The organism is Citrobacter sp. TBCP-5362, assembly GCF_005406305.1.
Lineage (GTDB): Bacteria > Pseudomonadota > Gammaproteobacteria > Enterobacterales > Enterobacteriaceae > Citrobacter_B > Citrobacter_B koseri.
Genome location: NZ_CP040234.1, coordinates 1,077,915 through 1,103,587, shown reverse-complemented (window position 1 = coordinate 1,103,587; position 25,673 = coordinate 1,077,915). Strand labels below are relative to the sequence as shown.

28 protein-coding genes and 2 pseudogenes are annotated in these 25,673 nt (G+C 50.9%); 21 read left to right on the top strand and 9 right to left on the bottom strand.

Annotated features, from left to right (window positions below):
• Window positions 1-258 precede the first annotated feature (258 nt).
• The 5 genes from FD428_RS05365 to FD428_RS05345 all read right to left on the bottom strand — a co-directional run bounded on the left by FD428_RS05365 (window position 259) and on the right by FD428_RS05345 (window position 5,299).
• Window positions 259-846 carry a hypothetical protein gene (locus FD428_RS05365; RefSeq protein ID WP_114848684.1) on the bottom strand — a complete coding sequence of 196 codons (588 nt, stop codon included), beginning with the start codon at window positions 844-846 and terminating at the stop codon, window positions 259-261.
• 5 nt (window positions 847-851) lie between these two features.
• Window positions 852-1,994, bottom strand: coding sequence for a toll/interleukin-1 receptor domain-containing protein (locus tag FD428_RS05360; RefSeq protein ID WP_109081535.1), 1,143 nt, complete (start codon window positions 1,992-1,994; stop codon window positions 852-854).
• Window positions 1,995-2,041: 47 nt separating this feature from the next.
• Complete coding sequence (locus FD428_RS05355; RefSeq protein WP_114848628.1) at window positions 2,042-2,878, bottom strand: toll/interleukin-1 receptor domain-containing protein; 837 nt, start codon at window positions 2,876-2,878, stop codon at window positions 2,042-2,044.
• Window positions 2,879-2,940: 62 nt separating this feature from the next.
• Window positions 2,941-4,557 (bottom strand): CBASS cGAMP-activated phospholipase, encoded by a 1,617-nt coding sequence (locus FD428_RS05350; RefSeq protein ID WP_114848629.1) that lies wholly within the window; start codon window positions 4,555-4,557, stop codon window positions 2,941-2,943.
• A 142-nt stretch (window positions 4,558-4,699) separates the two neighbouring features.
• Window positions 4,700-5,299, bottom strand: coding sequence for a TIR domain-containing protein (locus FD428_RS05345; RefSeq protein WP_047174767.1), 600 nt, complete (start codon window positions 5,297-5,299; stop codon window positions 4,700-4,702).
• Between the two features lie 462 nt (window positions 5,300-5,761).
• Between FD428_RS05345 and FD428_RS05340 the strand changes: the two genes are divergently transcribed.
• From FD428_RS05340 to FD428_RS05275, 14 genes are all read left to right on the top strand, one after another.
• Window positions 5,762-6,625, top strand: a complete 864-nt coding sequence (locus FD428_RS05340; RefSeq protein ID WP_114848630.1) for a GTPase family protein — start codon at window positions 5,762-5,764, stop codon at window positions 6,623-6,625.
• Between the two features lie 93 nt (window positions 6,626-6,718).
• Window positions 6,719-7,603 (top strand): DUF932 domain-containing protein, encoded by an 885-nt coding sequence (locus FD428_RS05335; protein WP_233603705.1) that lies wholly within the window; start codon window positions 6,719-6,721, stop codon window positions 7,601-7,603.
• A 148-nt stretch (window positions 7,604-7,751) separates the two neighbouring features.
• Window positions 7,752-8,480 (top strand): DeoR family transcriptional regulator, encoded by a 729-nt coding sequence (locus FD428_RS05330; protein WP_114848631.1) that lies wholly within the window; start codon window positions 7,752-7,754, stop codon window positions 8,478-8,480.
• A complete protein-coding gene (locus FD428_RS05325) occupies window positions 8,477-9,013 on the top strand; it encodes a DUF4339 domain-containing protein (protein ID WP_114848632.1) in 537 nt (178 codons plus the stop codon). Before FD428_RS05330 ends, FD428_RS05325 begins: the two co-directional genes overlap by 4 nt.
• A gap of 41 nt (window positions 9,014-9,054) precedes the next feature.
• Window positions 9,055-9,492 (top strand): hypothetical protein, encoded by a 438-nt coding sequence (locus FD428_RS05320; RefSeq protein ID WP_047028252.1) that lies wholly within the window; start codon window positions 9,055-9,057, stop codon window positions 9,490-9,492.
• A 65-nt stretch (window positions 9,493-9,557) separates the two neighbouring features.
• Window positions 9,558-9,968: a hypothetical protein gene (locus tag FD428_RS05315; RefSeq protein ID WP_114848633.1), complete on the top strand. Its 411-nt coding sequence runs from the start codon at window positions 9,558-9,560 to the stop codon at window positions 9,966-9,968.
• A 77-nt stretch (window positions 9,969-10,045) separates the two neighbouring features.
• Window positions 10,046-10,282 (top strand): DUF905 domain-containing protein, encoded by a 237-nt coding sequence (locus FD428_RS05310; protein ID WP_114848634.1) that lies wholly within the window; start codon window positions 10,046-10,048, stop codon window positions 10,280-10,282.
• A gap of 85 nt (window positions 10,283-10,367) precedes the next feature.
• The gene (locus FD428_RS05305) at window positions 10,368-10,826 is read left to right on the top strand and encodes an antirestriction protein (RefSeq protein ID WP_114848635.1); all 459 of its coding nucleotides are present in this window, start codon (window positions 10,368-10,370) and stop codon (window positions 10,824-10,826) included.
• 15 nt (window positions 10,827-10,841) lie between these two features.
• Entirely contained in the window at window positions 10,842-11,318 is a 477-nt protein-coding gene (locus FD428_RS05300) for a RadC family protein (RefSeq protein ID WP_114848636.1), read from the top strand.
• 8 nt (window positions 11,319-11,326) lie between these two features.
• On the top strand, window positions 11,327-11,548 hold the full coding sequence (locus FD428_RS05295) for a DUF987 domain-containing protein (protein ID WP_016248358.1): 222 nt from the start codon (window positions 11,327-11,329) through the stop codon (window positions 11,546-11,548).
• Between the two features lie 18 nt (window positions 11,549-11,566).
• A complete protein-coding gene (locus tag FD428_RS05290) occupies window positions 11,567-11,884 on the top strand; it encodes a type IV toxin-antitoxin system YeeU family antitoxin (protein ID WP_114848637.1) in 318 nt (105 codons plus the stop codon).
• Window positions 11,885-11,903: 19 nt separating this feature from the next.
• The gene (locus FD428_RS05285; RefSeq protein ID WP_114848638.1) at window positions 11,904-12,233 is read left to right on the top strand and encodes a TA system toxin CbtA family protein; all 330 of its coding nucleotides are present in this window, start codon (window positions 11,904-11,906) and stop codon (window positions 12,231-12,233) included.
• Between the two features lie 393 nt (window positions 12,234-12,626).
• Window positions 12,627-13,826 (top strand): integrase domain-containing protein, encoded by a 1,200-nt coding sequence (locus FD428_RS05280; RefSeq protein ID WP_114848639.1) that lies wholly within the window; start codon window positions 12,627-12,629, stop codon window positions 13,824-13,826.
• Window positions 13,827-13,839: 13 nt separating this feature from the next.
• Window positions 13,840-15,570 carry an AIPR family protein gene (locus FD428_RS05275; protein ID WP_114848640.1) on the top strand — a complete coding sequence of 577 codons (1,731 nt, stop codon included), beginning with the start codon at window positions 13,840-13,842 and terminating at the stop codon, window positions 15,568-15,570.
• A gap of 242 nt (window positions 15,571-15,812) precedes the next feature.
• Here the strand turns inward: FD428_RS05275 and FD428_RS05270 are convergent.
• Window positions 15,813-16,375 (bottom strand): annotated as a pseudogene (locus tag FD428_RS05270) (phage polarity suppression protein).
• 516 nt (window positions 16,376-16,891) lie between these two features.
• Here FD428_RS05270 and FD428_RS05265 point away from each other — a divergent pair.
• The 6 genes and pseudogenes from FD428_RS05265 to FD428_RS05240 form a co-directional block, all read left to right on the top strand.
• Window positions 16,892-17,089: pseudogene (locus FD428_RS05265) on the top strand (DinI family protein); the annotation flags it as partial.
• Window positions 17,086-17,325, top strand: coding sequence for a hypothetical protein (locus FD428_RS05260; protein ID WP_047461812.1), 240 nt, complete (start codon window positions 17,086-17,088; stop codon window positions 17,323-17,325). The pseudogene FD428_RS05265 and the gene FD428_RS05260, both read left to right, overlap by 4 nt.
• Window positions 17,326-17,669: 344 nt before the next feature.
• Window positions 17,670-18,284 carry a YagU family protein gene (locus FD428_RS05255; RefSeq protein ID WP_024130867.1) on the top strand — a complete coding sequence of 205 codons (615 nt, stop codon included), beginning with the start codon at window positions 17,670-17,672 and terminating at the stop codon, window positions 18,282-18,284.
• A 594-nt stretch (window positions 18,285-18,878) separates the two neighbouring features.
• Window positions 18,879-19,493: a methylthioribulose 1-phosphate dehydratase gene (locus FD428_RS05250; RefSeq protein ID WP_049011878.1), complete on the top strand. Its 615-nt coding sequence runs from the start codon at window positions 18,879-18,881 to the stop codon at window positions 19,491-19,493.
• A complete protein-coding gene (gene mtnC / locus FD428_RS05245; protein ID WP_071257972.1) occupies window positions 19,490-20,179 on the top strand; it encodes an acireductone synthase in 690 nt (229 codons plus the stop codon). Before FD428_RS05250 ends, mtnC begins: the two co-directional genes overlap by 4 nt.
• Window positions 20,176-20,718 carry an acireductone dioxygenase gene (locus tag FD428_RS05240; protein WP_012134737.1) on the top strand — a complete coding sequence of 181 codons (543 nt, stop codon included), beginning with the start codon at window positions 20,176-20,178 and terminating at the stop codon, window positions 20,716-20,718. Before mtnC ends, FD428_RS05240 begins: the two co-directional genes overlap by 4 nt.
• 44 nt (window positions 20,719-20,762) lie before the next feature.
• On the opposite strand, the gene mtnA is transcribed toward FD428_RS05240, so the two are convergent.
• Window positions 20,763-21,791, bottom strand: coding sequence for an S-methyl-5-thioribose-1-phosphate isomerase (mtnA, locus tag FD428_RS05235; RefSeq protein ID WP_114848642.1), 1,029 nt, complete (start codon window positions 21,789-21,791; stop codon window positions 20,763-20,765).
• Between the two features lie 105 nt (window positions 21,792-21,896).
• On the opposite strand from mtnA, the gene mtnK reads away from it, so the two are divergent.
• Window positions 21,897-23,096: an S-methyl-5-thioribose kinase gene (gene mtnK / locus FD428_RS05230; RefSeq protein WP_024130868.1), complete on the top strand. Its 1,200-nt coding sequence runs from the start codon at window positions 21,897-21,899 to the stop codon at window positions 23,094-23,096.
• Window positions 23,097-23,186: 90 nt separating this feature from the next.
• On the opposite strand, the gene FD428_RS05225 is transcribed toward mtnK, so the two are convergent.
• Together FD428_RS05225 and FD428_RS05220 are read right to left on the bottom strand one after the other, a co-directional pair.
• Window positions 23,187-24,428 (bottom strand): LVIVD repeat-containing protein, encoded by a 1,242-nt coding sequence (locus tag FD428_RS05225; protein WP_114848643.1) that lies wholly within the window; start codon window positions 24,426-24,428, stop codon window positions 23,187-23,189.
• A 171-nt stretch (window positions 24,429-24,599) separates the two neighbouring features.
• The gene (locus FD428_RS05220; protein WP_060815943.1) at window positions 24,600-25,664 is read right to left on the bottom strand and encodes a sugar ABC transporter substrate-binding protein; all 1,065 of its coding nucleotides are present in this window, start codon (window positions 25,662-25,664) and stop codon (window positions 24,600-24,602) included.
• Window positions 25,665-25,673: the final 9 nt, after the last annotated feature.

Here is a 25,673-nt window from a genome sequence, read left to right as displayed (position 1 = left end):
TATTTAATAATCCTAAACTTTCATTCAGAAACTGGCAATCTTGCAATGTTTAGTAATTCAAGATTCTACAGTGAAACTTGCCATGCAATTCGATTAAATAGCGCTTTGCATTATGATTTTGACTTGGCATTTCTGGTAGCTGTCCTATCAAAAAGACGGTTAATTCGAATAGGGGCAACGCCTTTTCCTGCCCCCTAACGACTTCTTCCTATACCCACGGGAGCGTAGCCGATCAACCCCAAGACACCTCATGACTTGTCAATTGGCTTGAGAGCATAGAGGTTTGATTAGATAACGATCGAATAAAGATGCGAAATCCACGTCTTCCAGACGGCCTCCATCTAAGTAGCCATGATCCCTTGCCAGGCTCAGTGCTGCGCCTCCAGGGGCGGCGACCGGTAGAATTATTGCGTCAGGATGAAATTGCTTAAAGAGCTCATACTCAACCTGAACTCCCTCCATACCCCCGACAAAGACTGCGCCAACTAAGTCACATCGAGACAACATTTCCTTCCGCATAAGATGTAGGCTGCCAGCTAGATCATCAGTCACTGCATCGGTGTAAACGACATTGTCGAATCGCTCATTTTCTTCAGGATACTGGCCTTCGAAAAAGCGGCTCTGGTACAATACAACAGAGTGTGTGTAATCGACGCCCAGATCTTCGCAAATGCTCCAGATCATGGGTGTTATGGCAGGGTGCCCCCCCCATACGATTTTCATTTTTCTTACGACCGCGATGGCTAACTCACGTACAGCACACTGAATCAGGAACGGATCAGCAGTTTCGTAATAATCACCTCGCCCATTGACTGGGACGCTTGCTGAGAGAAAAATAGAATCCACTTTTTTTAAACCTCCCAATCTGCAAACTGCCAGCCGGCCTCGCATGCTTTCACCCACTTAGTTGCCTGGATGTGCGAGCCGAGCCAATCCATATGATTCAGCCACTGAGGATGTAGACCCACGTGGTCATACAGTATAGCAACTGATTCATCTGGATAGTTCATTGAGGCTTGATGCATGGTTGATGACGTCGGGACCCCGACCGTCGGGTAGACCACTATAATTCGTCCTGTGGGCAGACGAACTTTGATTTCCCGCCCCACTCCCATACCAATGACTTCACCACCTATTGCCTCAATTCCAATGCGCAAGTTGCTGACTAGGTTGATAGTCCTCACTGCATGACTTTTGCTGCGCACCGCCTCAAGTTGTAGACAAATGCGGTCGATAGCGGAATTCTCGATACGTCCTGTTCCGCCGTCCAACTCGCCCTCAGCTAACTCAGCAAGGCTTGCAGTACCCAATCCACGAGACTGCTTAGTTTCAGGCCAAGCGACTCGAAGAACACTGATACCTTTCGCGAGAGCCCTCCCAAACTCAGCTGATGTCCAACGACTATTAAAATAGTCAGGAGTATCTAGCATCAACAGCACGTCAGAATCGCAGAGTCTATGCCACAACATGGTCTGAAAATCTTCTGCTGGCGCAATACTATGAGTATCAAGGAATACGTCGAAATGGCGTGCTGATAGAGCATCGAACATCTGCAGCGCGGCAACTCTGGCCTCATCCCGACGGTAGCTTACGAAGACCCTTCGTTGTTTCGGAAGCAATCCAGCGCATTCAAGAAGAGCTATCGAGACTCGCTTAGCACCACCATTTGCGTAGGCCAGACAGTTCAGCGGTCGCAGCAGCTCAGGAATCTCCGCAGATACATGTCGTAGATCGGATACAATTGGAATTACAGGAGTACCGCTGCGAAGCAAGCTTGGTAAACTTGGGTGATCTACGCCCTCTCCTCCAAAAAAGACAACCGCGCTCGATCGCAACTGATTTGGTGTAAACATACCAGGAGCTATTTCCCAACTGATCTCCTGACCGAGTCGTAGCCCGTACATCTCCACTGCAGTTTTAACCGCTTCCTCCAAATCGCGAAGTTGCGCGTCTGAAGGGGAGCCTATAACAGCAAGCTGATAGATAGGAAGCATGGACGCCCTTATATGCAATTACAGTTATCGTCAAAAGGTGTGGTTTTTCATCTGAATCGAGGTGCCTCTAGTAGCTTCGTATCAACCCCCAGTTCCACATAAAGCTTATCAATATGCTCGAATCCGCGGATCCGTCTAATGCTATCGTGAGCATCCGGCTGGGAGTAGGTACTTATCCATCCAATAAACTGCTCATAATCCATCGAGTAAGTGGACTGCGGGAGTAAGTATCTAAACTCAACAGGTTTATTATCAAACACCGCCTCATTCAATTTCCCATAACTCTCCAATCCCCCAAGTTCGAATTGCTTGCGCTCTGTCCGTTTTACATTTTGTGCAAACATAAGTTCGGAGAAAATCCAGGGAGAGGAAAGTCGCTCCTTATCCGACATGTATTCATCAATCTTGATCGAACTTTCCGTGCCTAAGAAAACGAAAAGCTCAGAACGATGGATCATCTGCTGGAGCGCTGCGTTTAGGATTAGGTGAACATTAGTTGTCGTTCTGTTCCTCAGTGCGTAGCTATAATTTTTCCAACCCGAAGGGATACAAAATTTGTTATCAATCTTCTGAAGCAACTCATCAGCGTAGCCCCAAACGCATGAATCGACGAAAGGCTTCAGGCCAATTTTTTCTAGGCTTAAAGCAATACGGATTGCCTGATCTTTATCGTTATGTGAGTGGGATATGAATACATCAATCTCCGTCTCTGGAAATACGCTTTGCTGGATTTTCTCTGCATCCAGCAGGTTGTTACCATTCAGCAGGTACTCTTCAAGCCTGATGGCAATGTTGTCTTTTTTCGCTTTGTAGGATGCGACGTCAGAATCACTCCATTCTGAATCGGACGCAACGACATTTTCAATTTTCAAGTCCAAGAACATACAACCCTCATTTATTTAAGGGAGCTTAGGATTATGCGAACTGATTCCTCGCAAAGTGCCGGTTAAAAACGCTCCCATTCATCGGCATGACGACCATCAAAAAACCTTGAGCGCACTTCAGCAAAGTGTTCTTTTGCTGCTTCATTCCCACGCGCAGCCATTTCCTGAATTGCCTCTCTGTCATCAAGCTTGATTTCGACAGGGGTTTGTTGGTTGATGCGCAAATGACGAGTGGGTCCCAGGAAACTTTCAGCAAGTGCGAGTGCCCCGTGCTCCTGTGCAGCAAAAAACAGGTCAGCGCTATGAGGTGCCCATCCGGCTTTGCCCTTCCCCAACTGGTCAGTAAAATCGCTTTCACTGCTGAGTGTTCCAATGCTCAGCACATCGATACGATCCAATGGAATTTTTAGGTATCTGACAGCTTCCGCAAGCGCAGGCAAAATAGGATTGTTTGCCCAAACTCCCCCGTCAAGGAACGTTTCGAGGGCGATTGGCCCCTCCCATGCCGACTCGTCGAAGAATGTTGGTGCAGCTGACGAAGCCAATGCCGCATCGACGGCAGAGATATCGCGATACGCAGTACGATCTGGACTGTGAGGCGTTACTATCGCTTCTGCTTGTCCCTGTTTAGCTCTTACCGTAGGTATGACCAAACGACAGCATGAATCTGCAGCCAGTGTCTTTTTACCGTACACCTCTGTAAGTAGCTGTCGCAAGGTGGTTGAATCATGCTTGGATTTGAGCCAATGTCTCAGCTTTCGATCCTTAGGAAAAATTTTGGGGCCCTTTTCTTCGTAAAAAGCCAGAATTTCACTTGGGTTCAGGCCAAGGGCTAGACCGATGGCAAGGATAGCGCCTGTCGATGTACCTGCAACTAAATCGAAATGAGAGATGATGCCATTTCCTCCACCAGCTTTGAGCATATCGTCCCACTTGGCCAGCACAGCTGCAGTAAATGTGCCTCTCAGTCCACCACCGTCTAAAGCCAAAATTCGGAAATTTCGGCCTTGAGTTACATTCCTTCGTGAGAGGGGCAAATTTTTGAGCTGCTCGACAATCAGATCGACAACCAAATCAACATTAGTGCCACGCGCAATGACCTCGTTAGCCTCTTGACCCAGTCCGTTTTTTAGGCGTCTTATTAGCGACGGATCTTCATTGAGATAGCCAGCAATCGCGCCGCCAAACCCGGCTGCGACGAATCCAGGCTTTCCAAGCTCCAGCATGGTGTCTAGTTCATTGGGCACACCCGCATTCGCTTTATTGACATCCCACCAGGCACCACCAACACAGACAATCGCATCAGAGCGATCAGCCATCCAATCACGCATGGGAGTCAAACCACTTATCGGATTTCCATCTGCGGACTCTGCCGGAACTATCTCGACAGCCGCATACATTCGTTGATCATCGATTTCAGCAGCATACTGAGCTGTAGCGAAGCTTTTTGCTCGAACCAGAGTGAGCGCACATTTGTCCCCACCTGCATCAATAAAACCTTCTGCTGCCCTCTTTAGAGGAGCGTTAAACGAAGGGTGGCTGCCATGTACTATCGTTCCCCCTTCTGCAAAGATCTTTGCCGCAAACTTACTCACAAAATGGTCAATATCTTCGTTTTGCTCTTTGTTCGAGCCCGAAAGGTGGATTCGCACGCCCGCCAGGCGTTGTTTAACTAGCATTCTAGGTATCCATATTTGTATAGATGCATGATTATCTGCTCTAAGCCGAATAGCTCAGTCAGGATACGGCGTCTCATATCAGTCCGTTCATCTAGAGCTCCCCAGAATCATAAAAACGTACAAACGTAGGAGCTCACGTTGACTAGCGACCAGCAAGTCCAGCAGCTGTTTCAATCCATCCAGATATGTTTTCTCTGCCGTTCTGAGCTGCGTAATCGTATCTCAGGGCATGGTCTGAAATTTTTGTTACGCCCAAGGTAGTGGGGGCTTTAAACCACAGATCGGATGCAGGAATAGCTAAGGTGTAGTCCTCGTATTTTACCCATTTACCGTTTTTAATTTCAGCAAAATAAATTTGCCCGTTCGAACAGTAAACTCCGACTTCGGAAAGTGGATCGATTCCTTTTTTCCCCAAAATATTCGCATTGTTTTTTACGCCATGAATGTCAACAGTCAGCAGACCATTTCCCTTCAAAACGCTGCGTACAATTTCGTATCGAACCCAACGCCTGCTAGCAGTGTACTGACCAGCCAAAACACAAGTAACTGACGTGTTTTTTAGTCCATCGCGTAGAAAATTTTTTAGGGCGTTGTCGCTTTCCTTCTGTGATGCTTCGAAAACGCTAGCATCATAGAATCCCACTGATTCTTTATCTCTGCCCACAACCCAACTGTTTCTGACATTCCACGCGCGCCATACATCTTCTTGATAGTGAAAAGAAAAGAATGTTTTTCTCGGCATGATTTGCTTCCTTTCGTATGAATTTCGATCTACATAATCCCCGCATCCATTGACGGCGACCACTAAAAATACCGTGAGGAAAGGTAAGGATACTGAACTACATCGACAAAGGCTTAATGTTCGTAAGGTATCACTATTCATCCTCCTGCAACATAACTCCGGCACTTAATAATGTCGAATAGCTTGCAACTTCATGAGTATTCTTGCGGAGTTGTGAAAATTGAAGGGGCACATGCGATGACAATCCTACGCGATTCAGCGCTCTCTGAAATGAAAATGCAACTCGGCTGACTTGTTCCCTACACATTGACTCAACTTTGTTAGTAACTTCCGCTGTTGGCACAGAACTGGCTATTAGCATTGTAAAAATATTCAGATATATATCATTCAACTGAACATACCTCATCAACGGCAGAACCTCACGGTTCTGCCGTTTTTATATTCATTTTTAGAGGAGCAATAATGAAACAATTTGACGGTTTGCAGTCATTTCATCAATCGCTTTCCGGCCTGCCACAGTGGGCGTCTGAACGTATTCTGCACCAGGTAAGCCAGTTAACCAACTATGTGCCAGTGATCGGTATTATGGGCAAAACCGGAGTAGGTAAATCATCCCTTTGCAATGCTCTTTTTGCCGATAAGGTGTCACCTGTCAGCGATGTTACTGCCTGCACTCGCGACCCCTTATGCTTTCGCCTGCAGGTGGGCGAACATGCTATGACTATCGTCGATTTACCTGGTGTTGGTGAAAGTGAAAGACGCGATGTTGAATATGCCGAGCTCTACAGCCAGCAGCTTCCCCGGCTCGATCTAGTGCTGTGGTTGATCAAGGCCGATGATCGAGCGCTGGCGGTGGATGAACATTTTTACCGTGAAGTGATTGGTGAGGCATACCGGCATAAGGTGTTGTTTGTTATCAGTCAGTCCGACAAGGTTGAACCCACCTGCGGTGGTGAAAAGCTGTCTACAGAGCAGAAACAAAATATCAGCCGCAAAATCTGTCTATTGCATGAGTTATTCCAACCTGTAAACCCTATCTGTGCGGTGTCGGTTCGTCTGCAATGGGGACTGCGGGTAATGGCGGAGCGTATGATTCGTTGCCTGCCACGCGAGGCCAGCAGTCCGGTGGCGGTACAGCTTAGTGCTCCACTTCGTACCGATGCCGTTAATAAAAAAGCCCGTGACGATTTTGGTGAAACGGTCGGCTCGGTACTGGACACCATAAGTTCCATGCCCCTGATACCGGCCCCGGTTCGGACAGTCATCCAGTCTGTACGAGACATCGTGGTATCAGTCGCTCGTGCAGTCTGGAATTTCTTCTTCTGAAAATTAACCCTTCTAACCCGTAGTTTCCTGAGCCCTGCCGCGACTTTGCGGCAGGGCTTTTTGTATTTATTTTCCATCATGAGGAGTCTGCTTATGACCCGTCTGGCTTCGCGCTTTGGCGCAGTAAATCTTATCCGTCGTGACCGTCCGTTAACCCGCGAAGAGCTGTTTCGTGTAGTGCCCAGTGTCTTCAGCGAGGAGAAGCATGCGTCACGCAGCGCAAGGTATACCTGGATACCAACCATCACCGTTCTTGAAAACCTTCAGCGCGAAGGCTTTCAGCCTTTCTTTGCCTGCCAGACCCTTGTTCGTGACCCTGGGCGTCGCGAGCATACAAAGCACATGCTGCGCCTGCGTAGGGAGGGGCAAATTACCGGCAAGCAGGTCCCGGAAATTATTCTGCTCAACTCCCATGATGGCACCAGCTCGTATCAGATGCTGCCGGGATTATTTCGTGCGGTGTGCCAGAACGGACTCGTCTGCGGTGAGTCGTTTGGCGAGGTGCGGGTGCCGCACAAAGGAGATGTCGTGAGTCAGGTGATTGAGGGGGCGCATGAAGTGCTGGGTATTTTTGACCGTGTGGAAGAGAAGCGGGATGCCATGCAGTCGCTGATGTTGCCGCCACCTGCACAACAGGCTCTGGCACAGGCTGCACTGACGTACCGTTTTGGTGAGGACCACCAGCCGGTGACAGCACCTCAGATACTCTCCCCACGCCGTTGGCAGGATGAGAGCAATGATCTGTGGACCACATACCAGCGTATTCAGGAGAACCTGATTAAGGGCGGGCTCAGTGGCCGGAGTGCAAAAGGCGGGCGAACACATACCCGCGCCGTGCGTGGTATCGACGGAGATGTGAAGCTCAACCGGGCTCTCTGGGTGATGGCGGAAGCTATGCTGAGTGGGTTTCAGTCCCGAGAGTGTTATCGCCATGTTAACAAAGGACACTCCCTGTCCGTTTCCCCCTCATTGGATTGAGTGTTTTATCACCGCATTTCACGGTGTGCCGCGTCGGGCCTGCTTCCGGAGGCAGATAAAAAATAGTTCATTCCATGTCCATACCCTGTCCACCCCCCTCTTTAGAATCATTTCATATTCAGTCAGTTAACTATTACGGAGATTTAAGATGGCACAGGCAGAGCGCCGTCATGACCGGCTGGCTGTCAGGCTGTCACTGATAATCAGCCGCCTGGTTGCAGGTGAAACGCTGAACATGGCGCGGCTGGCTGCAGAGTTTGGTGTGTCAGTCCGTACCCTGCGACGGGATTTTCGCGAACGGCTGATGTACCTCGACCTGGAGTATCGACGGGGGCAATGTCGCCTGCGCAGCACCAGTGGGGGCGTACAGGGCGAGCTTGATGCGCTGACCTTCGCGCACCGGGCCGGACTGGCCGATATTTTTCCGGGGCTGGACCGGCGTCTGGCGGGCATGCTGCTCACTGCGGGAGGGATGCCGTGTCTGGTATGGCAGCCACCACAGTCTGTGTCGCCGACCATCTCACTGGTGTTCTACCGTCTCGTCAGTGCCATTACCGCCTGCCAGCGGGTACTACTGCTGGCCGAGGGAGAGCGCTGTGACGGGCTGGCTCCGTACCGCCTGATATCACTCGACGGCTGCTGGTACCTCACCGGTGAACTTAACGGGCATATCACCGTGCACCCTCTGGCGACCATCCATGCGGTGACAGTCCTGAACACCACTTTTACCCCGCGAAAACGTCTCAGCCAGTTAACCACACAGGCGGGCTTTATCCGGGCTCTTCCGCACTTCAGTTGTATTCGCGAAGTCCTGTCTCCTGGGCCCTCTGAGGAGGAGCATGGCTTAATTACCTCTGTTAAGAAGGAAAAACAATGACCTGGCATTACGAGAAAAATGGCATACGTCACGACAATGTGACCGAAGACGACATCACTGGCCTGATTGCGCGCGGTGAACTCACCGCTGCCACGCTGGTGTGGCGACAGGGCATGACGGACTGGCAACCGGTCTCCGCCACCCCGCTGGCTTCAGCGCTGCTCCATTGCACTACACCACCAGCGCTGCCGGGGAACCGCATTCCGGGTGGAGTGGTATGGACGCTGGCATTTGCTCCCTTCATTGGTTATGCGCTCGAGCTGTGGACTGCAGGGCTGAACGGAATGTCTTTTGACGAGGCATATGAGGCTGTCTCGGGCGGGCAGTACTGGTTTATCACGCTGCTGCTCAATATCGCTCTGGGGTATCTCGATGAACGACGCCTGCGTAAGGCCGGAGTGGACACCGCCACGTTCGGCAAACTGGCCTGGCTGGTGCCGTTCTATCTGTGGCGGCGGGCGAAAACTCTCGGTCAGAAACCAGCTTACTTCTGGGTATGGCTTGTGATGCTGGGGCTGACCGTCTGGGCCTGAATGACCGCTACCTGATTCTTTCTCTGTTAAGGACCAACGTAATGAAAACACTGATTAAAGTACTGGGTATTACCGGCAGCCTTCTGCTCTGTGCGGGCGCTCAGGCTCAGCCTTATAATCGGACCCTACCTGCGGTAGTTAATGACAACAACGGGAACATTTTCTGGTGCGATGCGCATCGTCAGGTTACTGGAAAATGCGAAGCCATGTCTGTTGACCGCCTGGGCGGGATGGTCACGGTGCGTTCAGCCCCCTTTAAAGACTGCGAAGGCGGCCTGTGGGGCTGGATAACTATCATGCACAACGATGTGTCGAAGGGATTCACCATTACTCCGGACAAGAAATTCGGTCTCACCGTAAAAGACCTGTGCCGTCCGGGCACGGTAGTGACCTTTAAGCCCAACCAGAAGAAGCCTGAATATGACGACCTGGTGGCACTTTACCAGGGCAAAGAGCTGTTTCGTTACCGTCGCTTCTGATAACACCCGATATCAACCTACCTCATTTTGCCCGACAGCGGGCTGGATTAATTCAGGAAGAAACCATGCTGAAAATAATGATCTCTGCTGTACCCGCCCTCATTCTGTCACTTGCCGCATTCAGTGCCGGTGCCGCTCAGCTTCCGGCAAGCCTGATGGATAAAGACAATCCCGGCCAGGAGTACTGGTGCCAGGGAAACGACATCAATACCTCCATATGCTCACTGAGCGGTGTCAGCGACGACCATAAATTTGCCCTGATTCAGGACCTGCCGGGCCCGGCCTGTGAGGACCTAAGCTTCGGGGTTATCGACCTGGTGCGCCAGACCGGTGTCAACATTTCTTACGACGGTGGTGACTGTAAGGGCGATGTACAGGCCGGGTTTGTGCGCAGCACGAAAGATAATGCCCTGTATGTGAAAATTGTACGGGGCAGCAAAACCCTGCGGCTGTATAAGGTACAAACCGGTTACTGATAATCACCCCACACCTGCATACACTCATAGCCCCTGACGCTTCTGCGTCAGGGGCTTTTGTTTTTAAGGTACACCGAATGCCTGAATCTCACATGCTGCCACCGGGACCTTTTACCCGACAGCAGGCCGAAGCGGTTACCCGCCGGTATCGCAACATCGGCATTGAAGACGACCAGGGTAGTCACTTCCGCCTGGTGGCTCGTGACTCTGAAGGTCGAATGGTCTGGCGGGCCTGGTGCTTTGAACCTGATGCTGGTGAAGGACATAACCGTTATATCCGGCAGTACGGCATCCTCAGAGCATCCTCCTCCTGATTACACCAATCCATCATCCCTGCATGTCCTTTATTTCCCTTACGCCAGCCATCGTCGCTGGCGTTTTTATTGACGGAGAATATCTATGACGACACAAACGCAATGCGAATTGATGTCCGCTAATGAACCTCAATTTGACCTCACTGCAACACCAGTACCTGACGAGCAGCGCCTCGATTTCTGGCCGCTGCACTTTGGTGCTATCACGCAGTGGATAACGCTGGAACCCCGTATTTTCGCCTGGATGGACCGCTTCTGTGATGAGTACAGCGGTGGTATCTGGTCCTTTTACACGCTCAGCAATGGCGGCGCGTTTATGGCCCCTGATGCTGACTGTGGTGATAAATGGCATCTGTTCAACAGCATGAACGGTAATGATGCGGAAATGAGTGTGGAAGCCGCAGGTATCGCGGTCTGCCTGATTGAATACAGCCATCACGCCTGTCGTACAGAATGTGACGCAATGACCGCACACTATTATCACTTGCGGGACTATGCCCTGCAGCATCCTGAAGCTCACGCCATTCTGCGTATCATCGACTGAACGGAGGAACAACGGATGAAACAGATCTCCTTTTTACCCGGCGAGATGACGCCACAGTACCGGCGTCTCATTCAGCGGGCGCTCAGGGCTCTGGAGCGACACCTGCATGAGCCTGGAGTAGCTTTCACCTCCACTCACGCCGTTCGAGAGTGGTTGCGACTGCATATGGCCGCACTTGAGCGGGAAGAGTTCCGGGTGCTGTATCTGGATAATCAGAACCAGCTTATCGCCCATGAGACGCTCTTTAGTGGCACGATTAACCGCACCGAGGTCCATCCCCGGGAAGTGGTCAAACGTGCACTGCATTTCAATGCGGCGGCGGTGATACTGGCGCATAACCATCCTTCCGGCGAGACGACGCCCAGCCAGGCTGACAAAGCCCTCACGCAGCGACTGACTCAAGTACTTCAACTGGTGGATATCCGTGTCCCTGACCATCTGATTGTTGGTGGCAGGCAAATCTATTCGTTCGCAGAACACGGTCTGCTGTGAGGTATTACATGAAAATTATCAGTAAACGCCGGGCAATGACGATATACCGCCAGCATCCTGAGTCCCGAATCTTTCGCTACTGCAGCGGAAAATATCAGTGGCACGGTAGCGTCTGTCATTACACCGGTCAGGTGGTTCCTGACATTCCCGGTGTGCTGGCGGTATACGCCCAACGCCGCCAGGACCGCAACGGACCGTATGCCTGCCTGATGAGTATCACCCTGAACTGACAATAAAAGAGGTTATAAATGAGCAACACCACATGGGGCCTGCAGCGGGATATCACGCCGCGCCTAGGAGCCCGCCTTGTGCAGGAGGGGAACCGGCTGTATTACTTGGCTGACCGGGCCAGCATCATCGGTAAGTTCAGTGACGCCGAATGCCGGAAACTGGATGAAACTTTCCCGCACTTTATCAGCCAGATGGAATTGATGCTAATCACCGGTGAACTGAATCCCCGACATGCCCACTGCGTCAACCTGTACCACAATGGTTTCACCTGCGAAGCCGATACCCTTGGTAGTTGCGGCTATGCATACATCGCTGTTTATCCCACTCAACGCTAACTAATTCACGAGAGCAAGCATGAAAACTCTACCTGCTACAATTTCGCGGGCGGCGAAGCCCTGTCTGTCGCCCGTAGCTGTCTGGCAAATACTACTGACACGCCTGCTGGAACAGCACTATGGCCTGACACTGAGCGACACGCCGTTCAGTGATAAAACAGTTATTAAGGAACATATTAATGCTGGAGTATCGCTCAGCGATGCGGTGAACTTTCTTGTCGAAAAATACGGGCTTGTCCGTATCGACCGAAAGGGATTTTCGTGGCAAGAACAAACCCCGTATATTTCCGTAGTGGATATTCTGCGAGCAAGGCGCTCTACCGGCTTGCTAAAAACTAATGTGAAATAAACGCTTAAATACAGAGCAGACTAAAGGAAAGCAAAATGCTAATCTCACAGACGAAGAGACTTCTACTGTAACCTGCCCTCCCCTGCAAAAAACCTGACATTTTGTTTTAGGACCAACAATGGGACCAAAATGAAAATTGAATTGAAGATTATCAACTATTAAACAACAAGTTACGCAACGAATTCAGACTCCGCCAGCCCAAAATTCTCCATCGGTGATTACCAGAGTCATCCGATGAAGTCCTAAGAGCCCGCACGGCGCAAGCCCTGCGGGCTTTTTTGTGTCTGTCGTTGTCCGAGCTCATCCGGCTAAATCCAGAGAAAATTGGTACATTTAGGTACACGCTATACTGTGGTCCATTAAACGTGTACCAATTATGGAAGGAATCCAGGCATGGCGCGTATCACACGCCCCCTCACTAATAACGAGATCCTTAAAGCTAAGCCCCGAGAAAAAGACTTCACTCTGCATGATGGTGACGGCCTGTTCTTACTCGTCAAAACATCTGGTAAAAAACTCTGGCGCTTCCGATACCAACGTCCTGTAAGTAATAGCCGCACTAATCTGAGTCTCGGTTCATACCCTGCCCTTACGCTCGCAGCAGCTCGCCAGATACGCGACCAACATTTAGCTACGCTCGCGCAGGGGAAGGATCCACAACAGCAGCAAGAACAAGCGTCAGAACAACGCCAGATTGAATTAGACAGCATTTTCTCAACTGTGGCCGCTAACTGGTTCCAGATGAAAAGCAGAAGTGTCACAGAAGATTATGCAAAAGACATCTGGCGTTCTTTGGATAAAGACGTGTTCCCTGCTATTGGTGAGATACCTGTTCAGGAGATAAAGGCCAGAACGATTGTTGAAGCACTTAATCCAATCAAAGCACGAGGGGCACTGGAGACAGTTCGCCGCCTAGTACAGCACATTAACGAAATAATGATTTATGCAGTCAACACCGGCCTGATTGATGCTAACCCGGCATCAGGTGTTGGAATGGCATTTGAGAAACCCAAAAAGCAGAACATGCCCACGCTACGACCAGAAGAATTGCCGAAACTGATGCGTTCCTTGGTCATGTCGAATCTGTCTGTTCCGACTCGCTGTCTTATTGAATGGCAGCTCCTGACTCTCGTGCGTCCATCTGAAGCATCTGGTACTCGATGGGAAGAGATCGACCTTGAGACCAGACTCTGGACTATTCCAGCCGAACGGATGAAGGCGAAGCGTGAGCACATTGTACCTCTATCTCCTCAGGCATTAGATATTCTGGAAGTGATGAAGCCAATCAGCGCTCATCGTGAACATGTTTTTCCCAGTAGAAATGATCCAAAGTTGCCGATGAATAGCCAGACAGCTAATGCGGCTCTTAAGCGAATTGGTTATGGCGGAAAGTTGGTTGCCCACGGTCTACGTTCAATAGCCAGTACTGCAATGAATGAAGTGGGGCTTAACCCAGATGTAATTGAATCAGCCTTAGCTCATACCGATAGAAATGAAGTCAAGAAAACTTATAATCGGTCAACATATATTACTCAATGCATTGAGTTGATGTCATGGCGGGGATACTATGTTAACGGCTCAAATAAAAAATGAAAAGGAGTTTTACATGTCTAAAAAAACAAATGATCAAATAATACTAGAGCAGATCCTTAAAGATAAAAAAAATGAGTTGGGAACTGACATCAAAGATACAGAATTCTTTGAGTTATACTCAGCATCAGAGATTCTTAAAGACTACGATGTTACATATGATGACATTGAATATGGCATTGTTGGTAATGGTGGTGATGGTGGTGATGGTGGTGATGGTGGTGATGGTGGTGATGGTGGTGATGGTGGTATTGACTCTATATTTACTTTTGTTAATGGTGAACTACAAAAGGAAGACAAACAACTTAATACTCAAGTAAGAAAAAATCACATTGAGCTAGTAATAATTCAATCTAAAACATCTCCAACCTTTAAAGAAGATGCAATAATTAAGTTCCGAGAAACCATTCAAGATTTATTTGATTTAGGTAATGATCTCGAAAAATTTAAGAAGCGTTATAACTCTTTATTACTTGAGAAAATCAATTTATTTAGAGGTGCCTATTCAAAATTAGCAAAAACATTCCCTACTATTTTAATTAAATTTTTCTATGCTACCCAAGGTGTTGATGCTGATATACACCCCAATGTAATTGACAAAGCAAATAAGTTACGTGATGATATCCATAGATTATTTAGCGGTTCAGTTTGCGAATTCTCTTTTATTGGTGCTACAACACTGTTAGAAATGAGCAGAAATATCCCTGCAAGCTCCCGAACGCTAGAAATATCAGAACAGCCGATTAGTACTTCAGCAGGTAGCTATATTTGCCTAGCTTCACTTACAAAATATTATGAATTTGTAAGCGATAATGGCGCACTAGCAAGAAGTATTTTTGAATCAAATGTGCGAGACTATCAGGGAAGTGTAACTGTAAACACAGGCATCCGATTAACGCTTCAAAATATGAACTCTGATGATTTTTGGTACTTAAATAATGGTGTCACCATTATCACACCTAAAGCAGTTAGTGCAGGAAAACAATTAACAATAGAAGATCCTCAAATTGTAAATGGACTACAAACCTCACATGAGATATATCGTCACTTTTCTAATGCTGATAACTCTGTAGATGATAAACGTTCTATTCTCATCAGGATTATTTGTGAGGAAAACGAAGAAGCACGCGATAGAATAATTCGTGCAACGAACAGTCAAACAGCTATTCTGCCAGCTTCCCTCAGAAGCTCAGATGAGATTCACAGAAATATTGAAGATTATTTAAAGGCTAACGACTTCTATTATGACAGGAAGAAGAATTTCTACAAAAATCTTGGTAAACCAGCATCAAAAATAATAAGCATTGCATATCTTGCACAAGCAATGATGACAATTGTTTTATTTAGACCAGACAGCGCAAGAGCACGACCATCAACACTTATAAACTCAGATATTGAATATAAAAAAATATTTAGCTTGGATATAGCAATAGACACATACTTAAAAGTAATATTAATTATAAAAGCTACTGAAGCTTTTTTAAAGGTTGAAATTGATAAATATACGCCAGACCCAAAAACAACAACAAATATAAAATATTATGTTGCTATGGTTGCGGCCATTAAATACTTAAAGACTAAAGAAAATATTTTTCAGGCACTTTCAAGCGTCAACCAAATAAATATCAATGAAGAGATCTTTGATGAAAGTCTTGATATTGTATTAAACCACTATCATCAGTTAGGAGGAGATGATCAGGTTGCTAAAGGTGCAGCTCTGACCCCTGCAATTCTGGCTTCACTCTAAATTGACTGGAGGGGATTACCCTCCGTCTTTGTAGTAATTAATAACATTTGCAGCGCGCAATGCTCTCCCCGCCACGCCTGCCCGCTTAAGGGGACGTTTTTAATGCAGGTGCATGAAGGGGCTCAGGCCGCGCCAGTGCTGGTGCGGCGGGGTGTGGAAAATTCAGAGTTTTGCATGCAAAGCCATGCAGCTTAAGCATGCATGGCTATTTTTATTAAAAAGACGGGTATTTTCGGGACGTTTTATATGGTTTTTTTGCGGGTCTGCGCGGCCTGTCGGCGCATGAAAATCTGGCTCTGTTCAGGCGTATATTTTGCCCGGTTGTCGTCTCTCGAGGCTCTGTCAGGCCGGAAACCGATGGTTGTCAGAATGTCGCGATCTTCCTCTGCGTAATCAATATTTCCTCCGCTGGTTACATGAATGGACAGCGCTTCGCGAACACTGGCGGCCGCCCGGTCGAGAGCCCGTTCTCTGACGATTTCAGGTTGTTCGCTGTGATGCAGTAATTCCGGTGCCAGCGCGTCGCCGCTTACCTGCATAAAGGCGTGGAGCTGACGACGGATACTGATACGCTGCACGGCCTCATGTGACCGGATGTAATGCCCGGCCGACTGATTTACCGCCCATTTTTTCAGGTCAATATCATACGCAGCGCCTGTGCTGCCTCCGGTTCATAACGGGTGCAGGTCAGCTCCAGCTCTTTCAGCGCCATTTCAGCCCGCGCCAGTGCTGACTTGCTGCTCATCCAGTCCGATTTATTCTTCTGACAGGCTTCAAAGGCCTGTTTCAGTAGTGCTCGTGCCATTGTCTTTTCTCCTGAATCAGTGGCGCAGCAATGAGCGGGCGCAGTCCAGAATTCGGGGCGGTGTTTCTGGGGCTGTCTGTGGCGGTTCGGGCTTTTCTTCTGCCGGTGGCCGTATCTCCTCGTCGATAGACTCGATAGTACGAAAGGTTGCGGAGCAAAAGAGGCTGGCCAGAGAAGGTCGCAGGAAATCCCCTCTCTCTGTTTGTTTTTTTACTTATAACTATTCACCACTGTTCACCTTAAATAAAGATATAGGTAATACAGTAAGTTAAAGGGTGAACAGTTGAAGGTCTGACTGTTCACCGTCTGTTCACCCTCCTGTTTTTTCAGCCAGTCATTCACTTAGACTTTTTGGTGATTAAAAAATAAAAACATATAAATAAAAGCAATAGAAGGATTACCAATGTATGCCACCGTTTGCCTCTATTTGCCATTCACCTGTTAACGGTTTGTTGTATGGGATTTCACTGCAAAATGACTTGTTGCCCTGCGTAAAAATATTCACAAAATAGAGAGCTACCGGACGCAAGAAACATCATTCTTAACGAGCTGACAAAGCGCGTACACCGGATCTTCCCCGACGCCGACGTGAGAGTTAAGCCAATGCAGGCTAACGCATTAAACAGCGACTGCACAAAGACCGAAAAAGAGCGGCTAAACAGAATGCTGGAAGAGATGTTTGAAGAAGCCGATATGTGGCTGGTGAACGAATGATGAGCATGGACAACATGATTATTGCCGGGGTAAGAATATATTTCCCGCCTGGCACCGCTCTCCCTGTTCCAACGCCTGAACTCAGGACATTTGCCATCGTCAGCAAAGACCAGACTGGACATCTGGTGCTTGAGTACAAAAACAGGCAGTGGGTTCCTGTACTGACCCGGCTTTTTGATGATTCAGCACATGCTATTTCAGCTATAACCAGCCTGAGCAAAAAGACGTGGCATTAATACTTAAAACACATTGATCCGTCATGCCGGGCAGATACAATCTGCGGCGGCTGGCAACATTCTATATTCGCACGCCAGCTGTCCGTACCATGCTCTTTCATGCGGCGTGGTTGCTACTCTATTAATTCTACTGATGAGAATCTTGCAGTAGATCGCATACGACCTTGCCGCTCTCACCACTTTCACAGCCTTCCTGTTACGCCATATAAAGCAACTCGATTGGGAATTTCCAGTTACTGACGCAAATACGGAACATACAATCACATACACATCTTTACATTTGGTGGTTTTCATGAATACTACTAAATGATTATGTTAACACGATGAAATTCAACGGATGAAATATGAATATATTTGAACAAACTCCACCAAACCGCAGGCGTTATGGCCTGGCTGCATTTATTGGGTTAATCGCTGGTATCGTATCAGCATTTGTTAAATGGGGCGCTGAAGTACCTTTGCCACCCCGCAGTCCGACTGATATGTTCACTGCTGCATGCGGGCCGGAATCATTAATCAGGGCTGCCGGGCAAATTGACTGTTCCCGCAATTTCCTGAATCCCCCTTATATTTTCCTTCGTGACTGGATGGGGCTTGCTGATCCTAACGCTGCCGTCTACACCTTTGCCGGGCATGTGTTTAACTGGGTTGGTGTAACACACATCATCTTTTCGATTGTCTTCGCAGTGGGTTACTGTGTTGTTGCTGAAGTTTTCCCCAAAATTAAACTCTGGCAGGGTTTGCTGGCTGGTGCGCTGGCACAGCTTTTCGTCCATATGATTTCCTTCCCTCTCATGGGGCTGACTCCACCTTTGGTTGACCTTCCATGGTATGAGAATGTATCCGAGATTTTTGGACATTTAATCTGGTTCTGGTCCATCGAAATTATCCGTCGGGATCTGCGTAACAGGATTACTCATCAACCAGACCCGGAGATCCCTTTGGGAACAAGCCGGTGACAAATTCTTAATATGGTAAAATGGCGCAAACACAGCGCCATTTTTTAGTATCCATTTACTGAACTCCTGAGTTGCCTGTTTTAATCTCTCGCTAATCCCCTCTTCCCGGCTCTGACATTCCTGTTCTGTGAAAAAGAGAATAAACCACTTTCCATCCGCGCCCCCGAATGTTCTTAATATCAAGGAGGAGATTTATGTCTGGTATCTGGGTCTGTTAAATAACATGATAAAAACCCGCGCACTTCCTGCATTGCCTTCCCTGAACATTTAAGCGGATCACCGGCACCTTGCCGATTAATACCTGTAGTGGATGTCCCCTCCTGGCAAAAAGCGGCCTGAACGAAGGGCTATCAGGTCTGCTATGGGCGACAAACCTACAGCTTCCATTGAAAGCATCAATCAATACGCAAAACTCCCGCTCCTGACAAACTCAACCACCTCCCCCACCAGTCACACTGCCACCAGGACAACGTTGTTGCTCCTGCCCGGAAGAGTTGTGTTGCTGCTGCCGTAACACGATGTTAGCATTTGGCAATCAAGACGCTTAGATGTCTAAAAACTCCATTCCTGACCCCGAGAGAGGCTAAAAGGAAGATGACAGATAACCTGCAACTCACACAACTGGTCGAGACCTGCCGCTGGATAGGGGCAAAAGGCTGGGCTCCTGCCACTGGCGGCAATATGTCTGTCCGCCAGGACGACGCATTTTGCTGGCTCAGCGAGTCGGGAAAAGATAAAGGCAACCTGACTACCGACGATTTTTTGCAGGTGGAAATCGCCACCAGTCACGCACCGTCCGGTCGCAAACCATCGGCGGAGACCGGGCTGCATACCCTGATTTATCGCCTCTTTCCCCAGGCAAACGCGGTGTTGCACGTCCACACCGTCAACGCCACGGTGCTCTCGCGCATCGTTAAAACGCCGGAGCTATATATCAGCGGTTTTGAAATGCAAAAGTCGCTTAGCGGGCAGACCACCCATCTTGATACCGTCTGCGTGCCAGTGTTCGACAACGACCAGGATATCGACGCGCTGGCGTCACGTATTGCGCATTACGCGCAAGAGCATTCTCTGAATTACGGTTTTCTTCTGCGCGGTCATGGCTTAACCTGCTGGGGACGCTCAGTGGAGGAGGCCCGCCGTCATCTGGAGGGGCTGGAATTTTTATTTGAATGCGAAATGCGTTTGCGACAACTGGAGAGATTATGATTCGCGCGATTGTGACGGATATTGAAGGCACCACCAGCGATATCCGTTTTGTTCACAATGTTCTGTTCCCCTATGCGCGCGAGCGGCTGGCGGCGTTTGTCACCGCCCGGCAGTATGCCGAACCGGTAAAATCAATTCTTGATAATCTGCGCAACGAGATTGCCCGGCCGGACGCCAGTACCGCAGAACTTATCGAAACGCTTTTCGCCTTTATGGATGAAGATCGCAAATCAACGGCGCTAAAAGCCCTGCAAGGCATTATCTGGCACGATGGTTACGTCAATGGCGACTTCACCGGTCATCTCTACCCGGACGTTCTGCCAGCGCTGGAGAAATGGAAAGCACAAGGCATTGATCTCTATGTTTATTCCTCCGGCTCCGTTGCGGCGCAGAAACTGTTATTTGGCTACAGCGACGAAGGTGATATTACTCATCTGTTCAGCGGCTATTTTGATACCCATATCGGCGCAAAGCGAGAAACGCAGTCATACCGCAATATCGCGTCGTATATCGGCGTCGCGCCGTCGCAAATCCTGTTCCTCTCCGATGTATATCAGGAGCTGGACGCTGCTGAAGAGGCGGGTCTTCGCACCCTGCAACTGATTCGTGGTGAGGGTGATGGCGCCAGCCGCCACCACCAGGTACATCAATTCGACGACATTAACCCGGAGCAGATCCTTTCATGAGCGCATTGACTATTTATTCCGATAAAGACGCCAGCCAGCCCCAGTGGCACAGTACCGACGCCGCAGAGATCGCCCAACAGCTCAACGCGAAAGGCGTCCGCTTCGAACGCTGGGTTGCAGACCGCGACTTAGGCCAGGCTCCCGCGCCAGAAACGGTGATCACCGCCTATCAACATGCGATTGATAAGCTGGTTGCTGAGAAAGGCTATCAGAGCTGGGATGTGATCAGCCTGCGCGCCGACAATCCACAAAAAGAGGCGCTGCGTGCAAAGTTTCTCAATGAACACACCCACGGCGAAGATGAAGTGCGCTTCTTCGTTGAAGGCGCAGGACTGTTTTGCCTGCACATTGGCGACCAGGTTTACCAGGTGCTGTGTGAGAAAAACGATCTGATTTCAGTGCCCGCCGGTACGCCGCACTGGTTTGATATGGGCTCCGAGCCAAACTTTACCGCGATCCGTATTTTCGATAACCCGGAAGGCTGGGTGGCGCAGTTTACCGGCGATGCCATTGCGGATGCCTATCCGCGCCTGCTTTAACGATCTGGCCGGGCGACGCTATTGTACGCCAGGCCTGCTCTGCATCAGGCCGCCTCCGCCCTGAAAACCCCCTTCGCCACATCTTCTGGCGTCACCACACCGCTATCCAGCACCCAGCCGCTAATCAGCGCTGCTGGCGTCACGTCAAACGCCGGGTTATAGACCTGCGCATTTTCCGGCGCCCACTGTACCGCGCCAAAACTGCCCGCCACGCCGGTGACTTCTCCTGCTGCGCGCTGCTCAATCGGGATTGCGTCGCCATTCGGGCAGTGGGGGTCCAGCGTGGTTTGCGGCGCGGCAACGTAAAACGGAATACCGTGGAATTTCGCCAGCACCGCCAGCGAATAGGTGCCGATTTTATTCGCCACATCGCCATTTGCGGCAATACGGTCGGCCCCTACCCACACCGCGTCCACCAGCCCTTTCGCCATCAGGCTGGCAGCCATTGAGTCGGTAATCAGTTGATAGGGAACCCCCAGTTCGCCCAGTTCCCAGGCGGTGAGTCTGCCGCCCTGCAATAACGGGCGCGTTTCATCCACCCAGACATTTTGCACGTTGCCCTGTGCATACGCGCGGGCAATCACCCCCAGCGCCGTCCCCGTGCCCGCTGTCGCCAGCCCGCCAGTGTTGCAGTGGGTCAGCAGACGGCTGCCCGGCTTCACCAGCGCACTTCCCGCACGCGCGATATCGTCACAGAGTTGTTTGTCTTCATCGATCAGACGCAGCGCTTCCGCCGCCAGCGCCGGGACAAAGTCTTCTTGCCTCAGCGCCTGCTTCATGCGATCGAGATTGTTCATCAGATTGACCGCCGTCGGGCGCGCAGCGCGCAGCGTTTCCAGCGCTATCGCCAGTTCATCCCGGCGATGGCCTGACTCCGCCAGCAGCGCCAGTAGCAGACTGGCGGAAAGACCAATCAGCGGCGCGCCGCGCACGCGCAGCGCGTGAATATGCCCCACCAGCGCTTCTACCGTTGAGGCATCCAGCCAGCGTTTCTCCTGCGGAAGCGCCTGCTGATCGAGAATAAATAATTGGTTATCCGCCACTCGCAGGCTGGTCGTCTGTAATGTCTGCATGTCGTTAATTCTCTGTTGCGTTGTTGTATCACATTGTGTCAGGATGAATCACAGATGTATAGACGTCTACATGTCTTTATTAGTGAAATGAGTGAGGAACAGGCAATGTCGCAATACCGTACCTTTACCGCCCAGGATGCCGTGGAATACGCCCGAACGTTTGGCGGCATCGATGATCCATCCACACTGGTAGAGGCGCAGGAGGTGGGCGACGGCAACCTTAATCTGGTGTTTAAGATTTTCGATACCACTGGCGTAAGCCGCATCGTCGTCAAACAGGCGCTGCCTTACGTGCGCTGCGTCGGCGAATCCTGGCCGCTGACGCTGGATCGCGCTCGTCTTGAAGCGCAAACGCTGGTGGCGCATTACCAGCACTGCCCGCAGCATACGGTGAAAATCCACCATTTCGACCCTGAACTGGCGGTGATGGTGATGGAAGATCTCTCCGACCATAACATCTGGCGCGGCGAACTGATTAAAGGCGCCTGGTATCCGCAGGCGGCACGCCAGCTCGGCGAATATCTGGCGCAAACGCTGTTTCATACCAGCGATTTTTATCTCCACCCGCATGACAAAAAAGCGCAGGTGGCGACATTTATTAACCCGGAGATGTGTGAGATCACCGAAGATCTGTTCTTCAACGATCCCTACCAGATCCACGAGCGCAACAGCTATCCTGCGGAGATCGAAGGCGACGTCGCCGCGTTGCGCAGTGACGCTCAGCTTAAGCTGGCGGTGGCGGCGCTCAAACATCGTTTCTTCTCCCATGCCGAAGCGCTGCTGCACGGCGATATCCACAGCGGCTCGATCTTTGTCGCCGACGGTCGCCTGAAAGCCATCGACGCCGAGTTCGGCTACTTTGGGCCGATAGGCTTTGATGTGGGCACCGCCATCGGCAATCTGCTGCTGAACTTCTGCGGCCTGCCGGGCCATCTGGGCATTCGCGACGCCGCCGCCGCGCGTGAGCAGCGGCTGACGGATATTCAGGAGCTGTGGAACACCTTTGCTGAACGTTTTCAGGTGCTGGCGACGGAGAAAACCCGCGATGCGGCGCTACGCGCGCCGGGCTACGCGTCGGAATTTCTGAAAAAAGTCTGGGCGGACGCCATCGGCTTTTGCGGCACCGAGCTGATTCGCCGCAGCGTCGGGCTGTCGCACGTAGCGGATATCGATACCATTCAGGATGCGGAAATGCGCCATGAATGCCTGCGCCATGCCATTACCCTCGGAAAAGCGCTGATTGTGATTGCCGACCGGATTGAGAGTGTGGAAGCGCTGATCGCGCGGGTGCGGCAGTACAGCTAAGTGCGGGTCGTTTGCCCGGTGGCGCTACGCTTACCGGGCCTACGATCCGAATGCAGGCCGGGTAAGGCGTACCCGCCACCCGGCAAATACTTACCCCAGATACTCAATCACTGATAACCCGCCGTTGTAATCCGTGCTGTAGATAATCCCCCGCGCATCGACAAACACGTCGCAGGACTGGATCACCTGCGGGCGATTTGGCCGCGTATCCATCATCTTCTCAGGCGCCGCAGGCACCAGCGCGCCGGTCTCTACCGGACGATAAGGATTAGTAATATCATAAGCGCGCACCCCTGCGTTCTGGTAAGTGGCGAAAATCAGCGTCGAGCTAATAAAGCTGCCAGGGCGGTTTTCGTGCAGGTTATGCGGCCCGAAGTGCGCCCCTTTCGCCACGTAATCAACCTCATCCGGCTGCGGGAAGGTGGCGATGCTCACCGGATTCGACGGCTCGCGGATATCAAACAGCCAGATCAGCTTTTCGCCGTCTTCCTGATTGTCGAGCACCGCTTCGTCCAGCACCACCAGCAGATCGCGGTCCGGCAGCGGCAGCGCAGTGTGTGTGCCGCCGCCAAACGGCGGGCTCCAGTTGCGATGGCTAATCAGTTTCGGCTGCGTGCGATCTTGCACATCCAGCAGCGTCAGACCACCGTCACGCCAGCTACCGTAGGCGGTATCGCCAGCGATAATCGCGTGATGCAGCGCATAGCGTTTGCCCTCCGGCCAGTCTGGCGTCTCTCCCGCCGCCTGATTCATCCCTGGCAACCACCAGCGCCCGGCCACCTCTGGCTTACGCGGATCGGCCAGATCGATGGTCAGGAAGATGTAGTCAGTGAAACCGTCGATCAGCGCCGAGACGTAGGCCCAGCGTCCGCCGACGTACCAGATGCGGTGAATGCCGATCCCATTCAGGGAGAGAAAACCGATTTCACGCGGTTTATCCGGCGTGGAAATATCAAACACGCGTAGCCCTGCGCTCCAGCCCCGGTCCTGCACGTCGCTGACCGTCTCACCGACCTGCCGCGTGTAGTAAACCTTTTCATCGGCAAAGCGGGCATCGGCGAACAAATCGCGGGCGTTAATCACCAGCAGCAGATCGTCATGCGCCTGCAAATGCACGTTCCAGGTGCCTGGCGGTGCAGGCACATAGCCCGCCGCCCGTGGGTTTTTCGGGTCACGCACGTCAACAATCGAAAACCCCTGCGACACCATATGGCCAATATAGGCAAAACCGCGATGTACCATCAGCTGTACGCCGTCCGGGCGACCGCCCTGGTCGCTATGGCCAATCAGCCGCATATTGCGGCTATAGTCGGGGCGCGGTAATTCAGTCACCTTAATCTCCTTTTGCCAAACGGCGTAACCGCCTTATCCGGCCTACAGGGAGCACATTGTAGGCCCGGTAAGCGCAGCGCCACCGGGCATTACGCCGGATGGCGGCGTAACCGCCTTATCCGGCCTACAGAGAGCGCATTGTAGGCCCGGTAAGCGCAGCGCCACCGGGCATTATTTATTCTTCGCCTCAAGCGTCGCAAACCACGGCGCGATAAAGTCTTCCGTCTGGCCCCAGCCCGGAATGATTTTGCCTAATGAGGCGACGTTAACCGCCCCCGGCTGCGCTGCCAGCAGCGCCTGCGGAATGGCTGCGGCTTTAAAATCGTAAGTGGCAGGCGTAGGTTCACCGGCAATCTTATTGGCAATCAGCCGCACGTTGGTGGCGCCAATCAGTTTCGGGTCAACCGCCACGCTCACCTTCCACGGGCTGCCCGCCTCGCGCATCAACTGTAAATCCTGGTTGGAGATGTCGATGCTGTAGAGCTTAATCTCAGTGCGGCCATTCTCTTTCAGCGCTTTGTACGCCCCCTGGCTAAAGGCGTCCCAGGTTCCCCAGATAGCGTCGATTTTCCCTTTCGGGTATTTCGCCAGCACCGCGCCCACTTTGTTGGCGGTATCGCCCTGCACGTCGGAAGAGACCGCGCCGATAGACTCCAGCTCTTTAATCCCCGGATTGTCCTTCAGCATTTGCTGATAAGCCGCCTGGCGACGCTCCATCGGCGGGAAACCGGCGACCCACAGCTTGATAATATTGGCTTTACCGTTGAAATCTTTTACCAGTTGTCCAAAGGAGAGATGGGTCAGCGAGGCGTCATCCTGCTGAGTTACCGTCACGCCCGGGATCTCACCGTTGACGGCGGTATCAAACACCGCCACTTTGATCCCGGCATCTACCGCTTTCTTCACCAGCGCGGTGGAGTACGGATCGCGCCCCTGAGAGAGAATAATGCCGTCATACTTCTGGCTGATCGCCTGGTTAACGAAATCCTGGAATTTCGCGTCGTCGCCATTGCTTAAAAAGGTGCTGACCTTAAAGCCGAGCTTTTTCCCCTCCTGAATCGCGCCCGCAACGAACTGGGTCGTGTTGTCATCAGAGCCAAGGTTGCGGATCACCGCAATGCGAACCGGGCCATTATGCCCGGCAATGGCCGCTGGCACCGGTGCAGGCGTTGCCGCATAGCCCGGCAGCGAACTCAGTAATCCCAGCGCCAACAAAGAAAGTGCAGTTTTTTTCATTATCGTTTC

What these genes read in the sequence shown, in the direction of transcription:
- FD428_RS05360 (WP_109081535.1), bottom strand. Translation starts at nt 1,994, where the DNA reads ATGCTTCCTATCTATCAGCTTGCTGTTATAGGCTCCCCTTCAGACGCG.
- FD428_RS05355 (WP_114848628.1), bottom strand. Translation starts at nt 2,878, where the DNA reads ATGTTCTTGGACTTGAAAATTGAAAATGTCGTTGCGTCCGATTCAGAA.
- FD428_RS05350 (WP_114848629.1), bottom strand. Translation starts at nt 4,557, where the DNA reads ATGCTAGTTAAACAACGCCTGGCGGGCGTGCGAATCCACCTTTCGGGC.
- FD428_RS05345 (WP_047174767.1), bottom strand. Translation starts at nt 5,299, where the DNA reads ATGCCGAGAAAAACATTCTTTTCTTTTCACTATCAAGAAGATGTATGG.
- FD428_RS05340 (WP_114848630.1), top strand. Translation starts at nt 5,762, where the DNA reads ATGAAACAATTTGACGGTTTGCAGTCATTTCATCAATCGCTTTCCGGC.
- FD428_RS05335 (WP_233603705.1), top strand. Translation starts at nt 6,719, where the DNA reads ATGACCCGTCTGGCTTCGCGCTTTGGCGCAGTAAATCTTATCCGTCGT.
- FD428_RS05330 (WP_114848631.1), top strand. Translation starts at nt 7,752, where the DNA reads ATGGCACAGGCAGAGCGCCGTCATGACCGGCTGGCTGTCAGGCTGTCA.
- FD428_RS05325 (WP_114848632.1), top strand. Translation starts at nt 8,477, where the DNA reads ATGACCTGGCATTACGAGAAAAATGGCATACGTCACGACAATGTGACC.
- FD428_RS05320 (WP_047028252.1), top strand. Translation starts at nt 9,055, where the DNA reads ATGAAAACACTGATTAAAGTACTGGGTATTACCGGCAGCCTTCTGCTC.
- FD428_RS05315 (WP_114848633.1), top strand. Translation starts at nt 9,558, where the DNA reads ATGCTGAAAATAATGATCTCTGCTGTACCCGCCCTCATTCTGTCACTT.
- FD428_RS05310 (WP_114848634.1), top strand. Translation starts at nt 10,046, where the DNA reads ATGCCTGAATCTCACATGCTGCCACCGGGACCTTTTACCCGACAGCAG.
- FD428_RS05305 (WP_114848635.1), top strand. Translation starts at nt 10,368, where the DNA reads ATGACGACACAAACGCAATGCGAATTGATGTCCGCTAATGAACCTCAA.
- FD428_RS05300 (WP_114848636.1), top strand. Translation starts at nt 10,842, where the DNA reads ATGAAACAGATCTCCTTTTTACCCGGCGAGATGACGCCACAGTACCGG.
- FD428_RS05295 (WP_016248358.1), top strand. Translation starts at nt 11,327, where the DNA reads ATGAAAATTATCAGTAAACGCCGGGCAATGACGATATACCGCCAGCAT.
- FD428_RS05290 (WP_114848637.1), top strand. Translation starts at nt 11,567, where the DNA reads ATGAGCAACACCACATGGGGCCTGCAGCGGGATATCACGCCGCGCCTA.
- FD428_RS05285 (WP_114848638.1), top strand. Translation starts at nt 11,904, where the DNA reads ATGAAAACTCTACCTGCTACAATTTCGCGGGCGGCGAAGCCCTGTCTG.
- FD428_RS05280 (WP_114848639.1), top strand. Translation starts at nt 12,627, where the DNA reads ATGGCGCGTATCACACGCCCCCTCACTAATAACGAGATCCTTAAAGCT.
- FD428_RS05275 (WP_114848640.1), top strand. Translation starts at nt 13,840, where the DNA reads ATGTCTAAAAAAACAAATGATCAAATAATACTAGAGCAGATCCTTAAA.
- FD428_RS05260 (WP_047461812.1), top strand. Translation starts at nt 17,086, where the DNA reads ATGATGAGCATGGACAACATGATTATTGCCGGGGTAAGAATATATTTC.
- FD428_RS05255 (WP_024130867.1), top strand. Translation starts at nt 17,670, where the DNA reads ATGAATATATTTGAACAAACTCCACCAAACCGCAGGCGTTATGGCCTG.
- FD428_RS05250 (WP_049011878.1), top strand. Translation starts at nt 18,879, where the DNA reads ATGACAGATAACCTGCAACTCACACAACTGGTCGAGACCTGCCGCTGG.
- mtnC (WP_071257972.1), top strand. Translation starts at nt 19,490, where the DNA reads ATGATTCGCGCGATTGTGACGGATATTGAAGGCACCACCAGCGATATC.
- FD428_RS05240 (WP_012134737.1), top strand. Translation starts at nt 20,176, where the DNA reads ATGAGCGCATTGACTATTTATTCCGATAAAGACGCCAGCCAGCCCCAG.
- mtnA (WP_114848642.1), bottom strand. Translation starts at nt 21,791, where the DNA reads ATGCAGACATTACAGACGACCAGCCTGCGAGTGGCGGATAACCAATTA.
- mtnK (WP_024130868.1), top strand. Translation starts at nt 21,897, where the DNA reads ATGTCGCAATACCGTACCTTTACCGCCCAGGATGCCGTGGAATACGCC.
- FD428_RS05220 (WP_060815943.1), bottom strand. Translation starts at nt 25,664, where the DNA reads ATGAAAAAAACTGCACTTTCTTTGTTGGCGCTGGGATTACTGAGTTCG.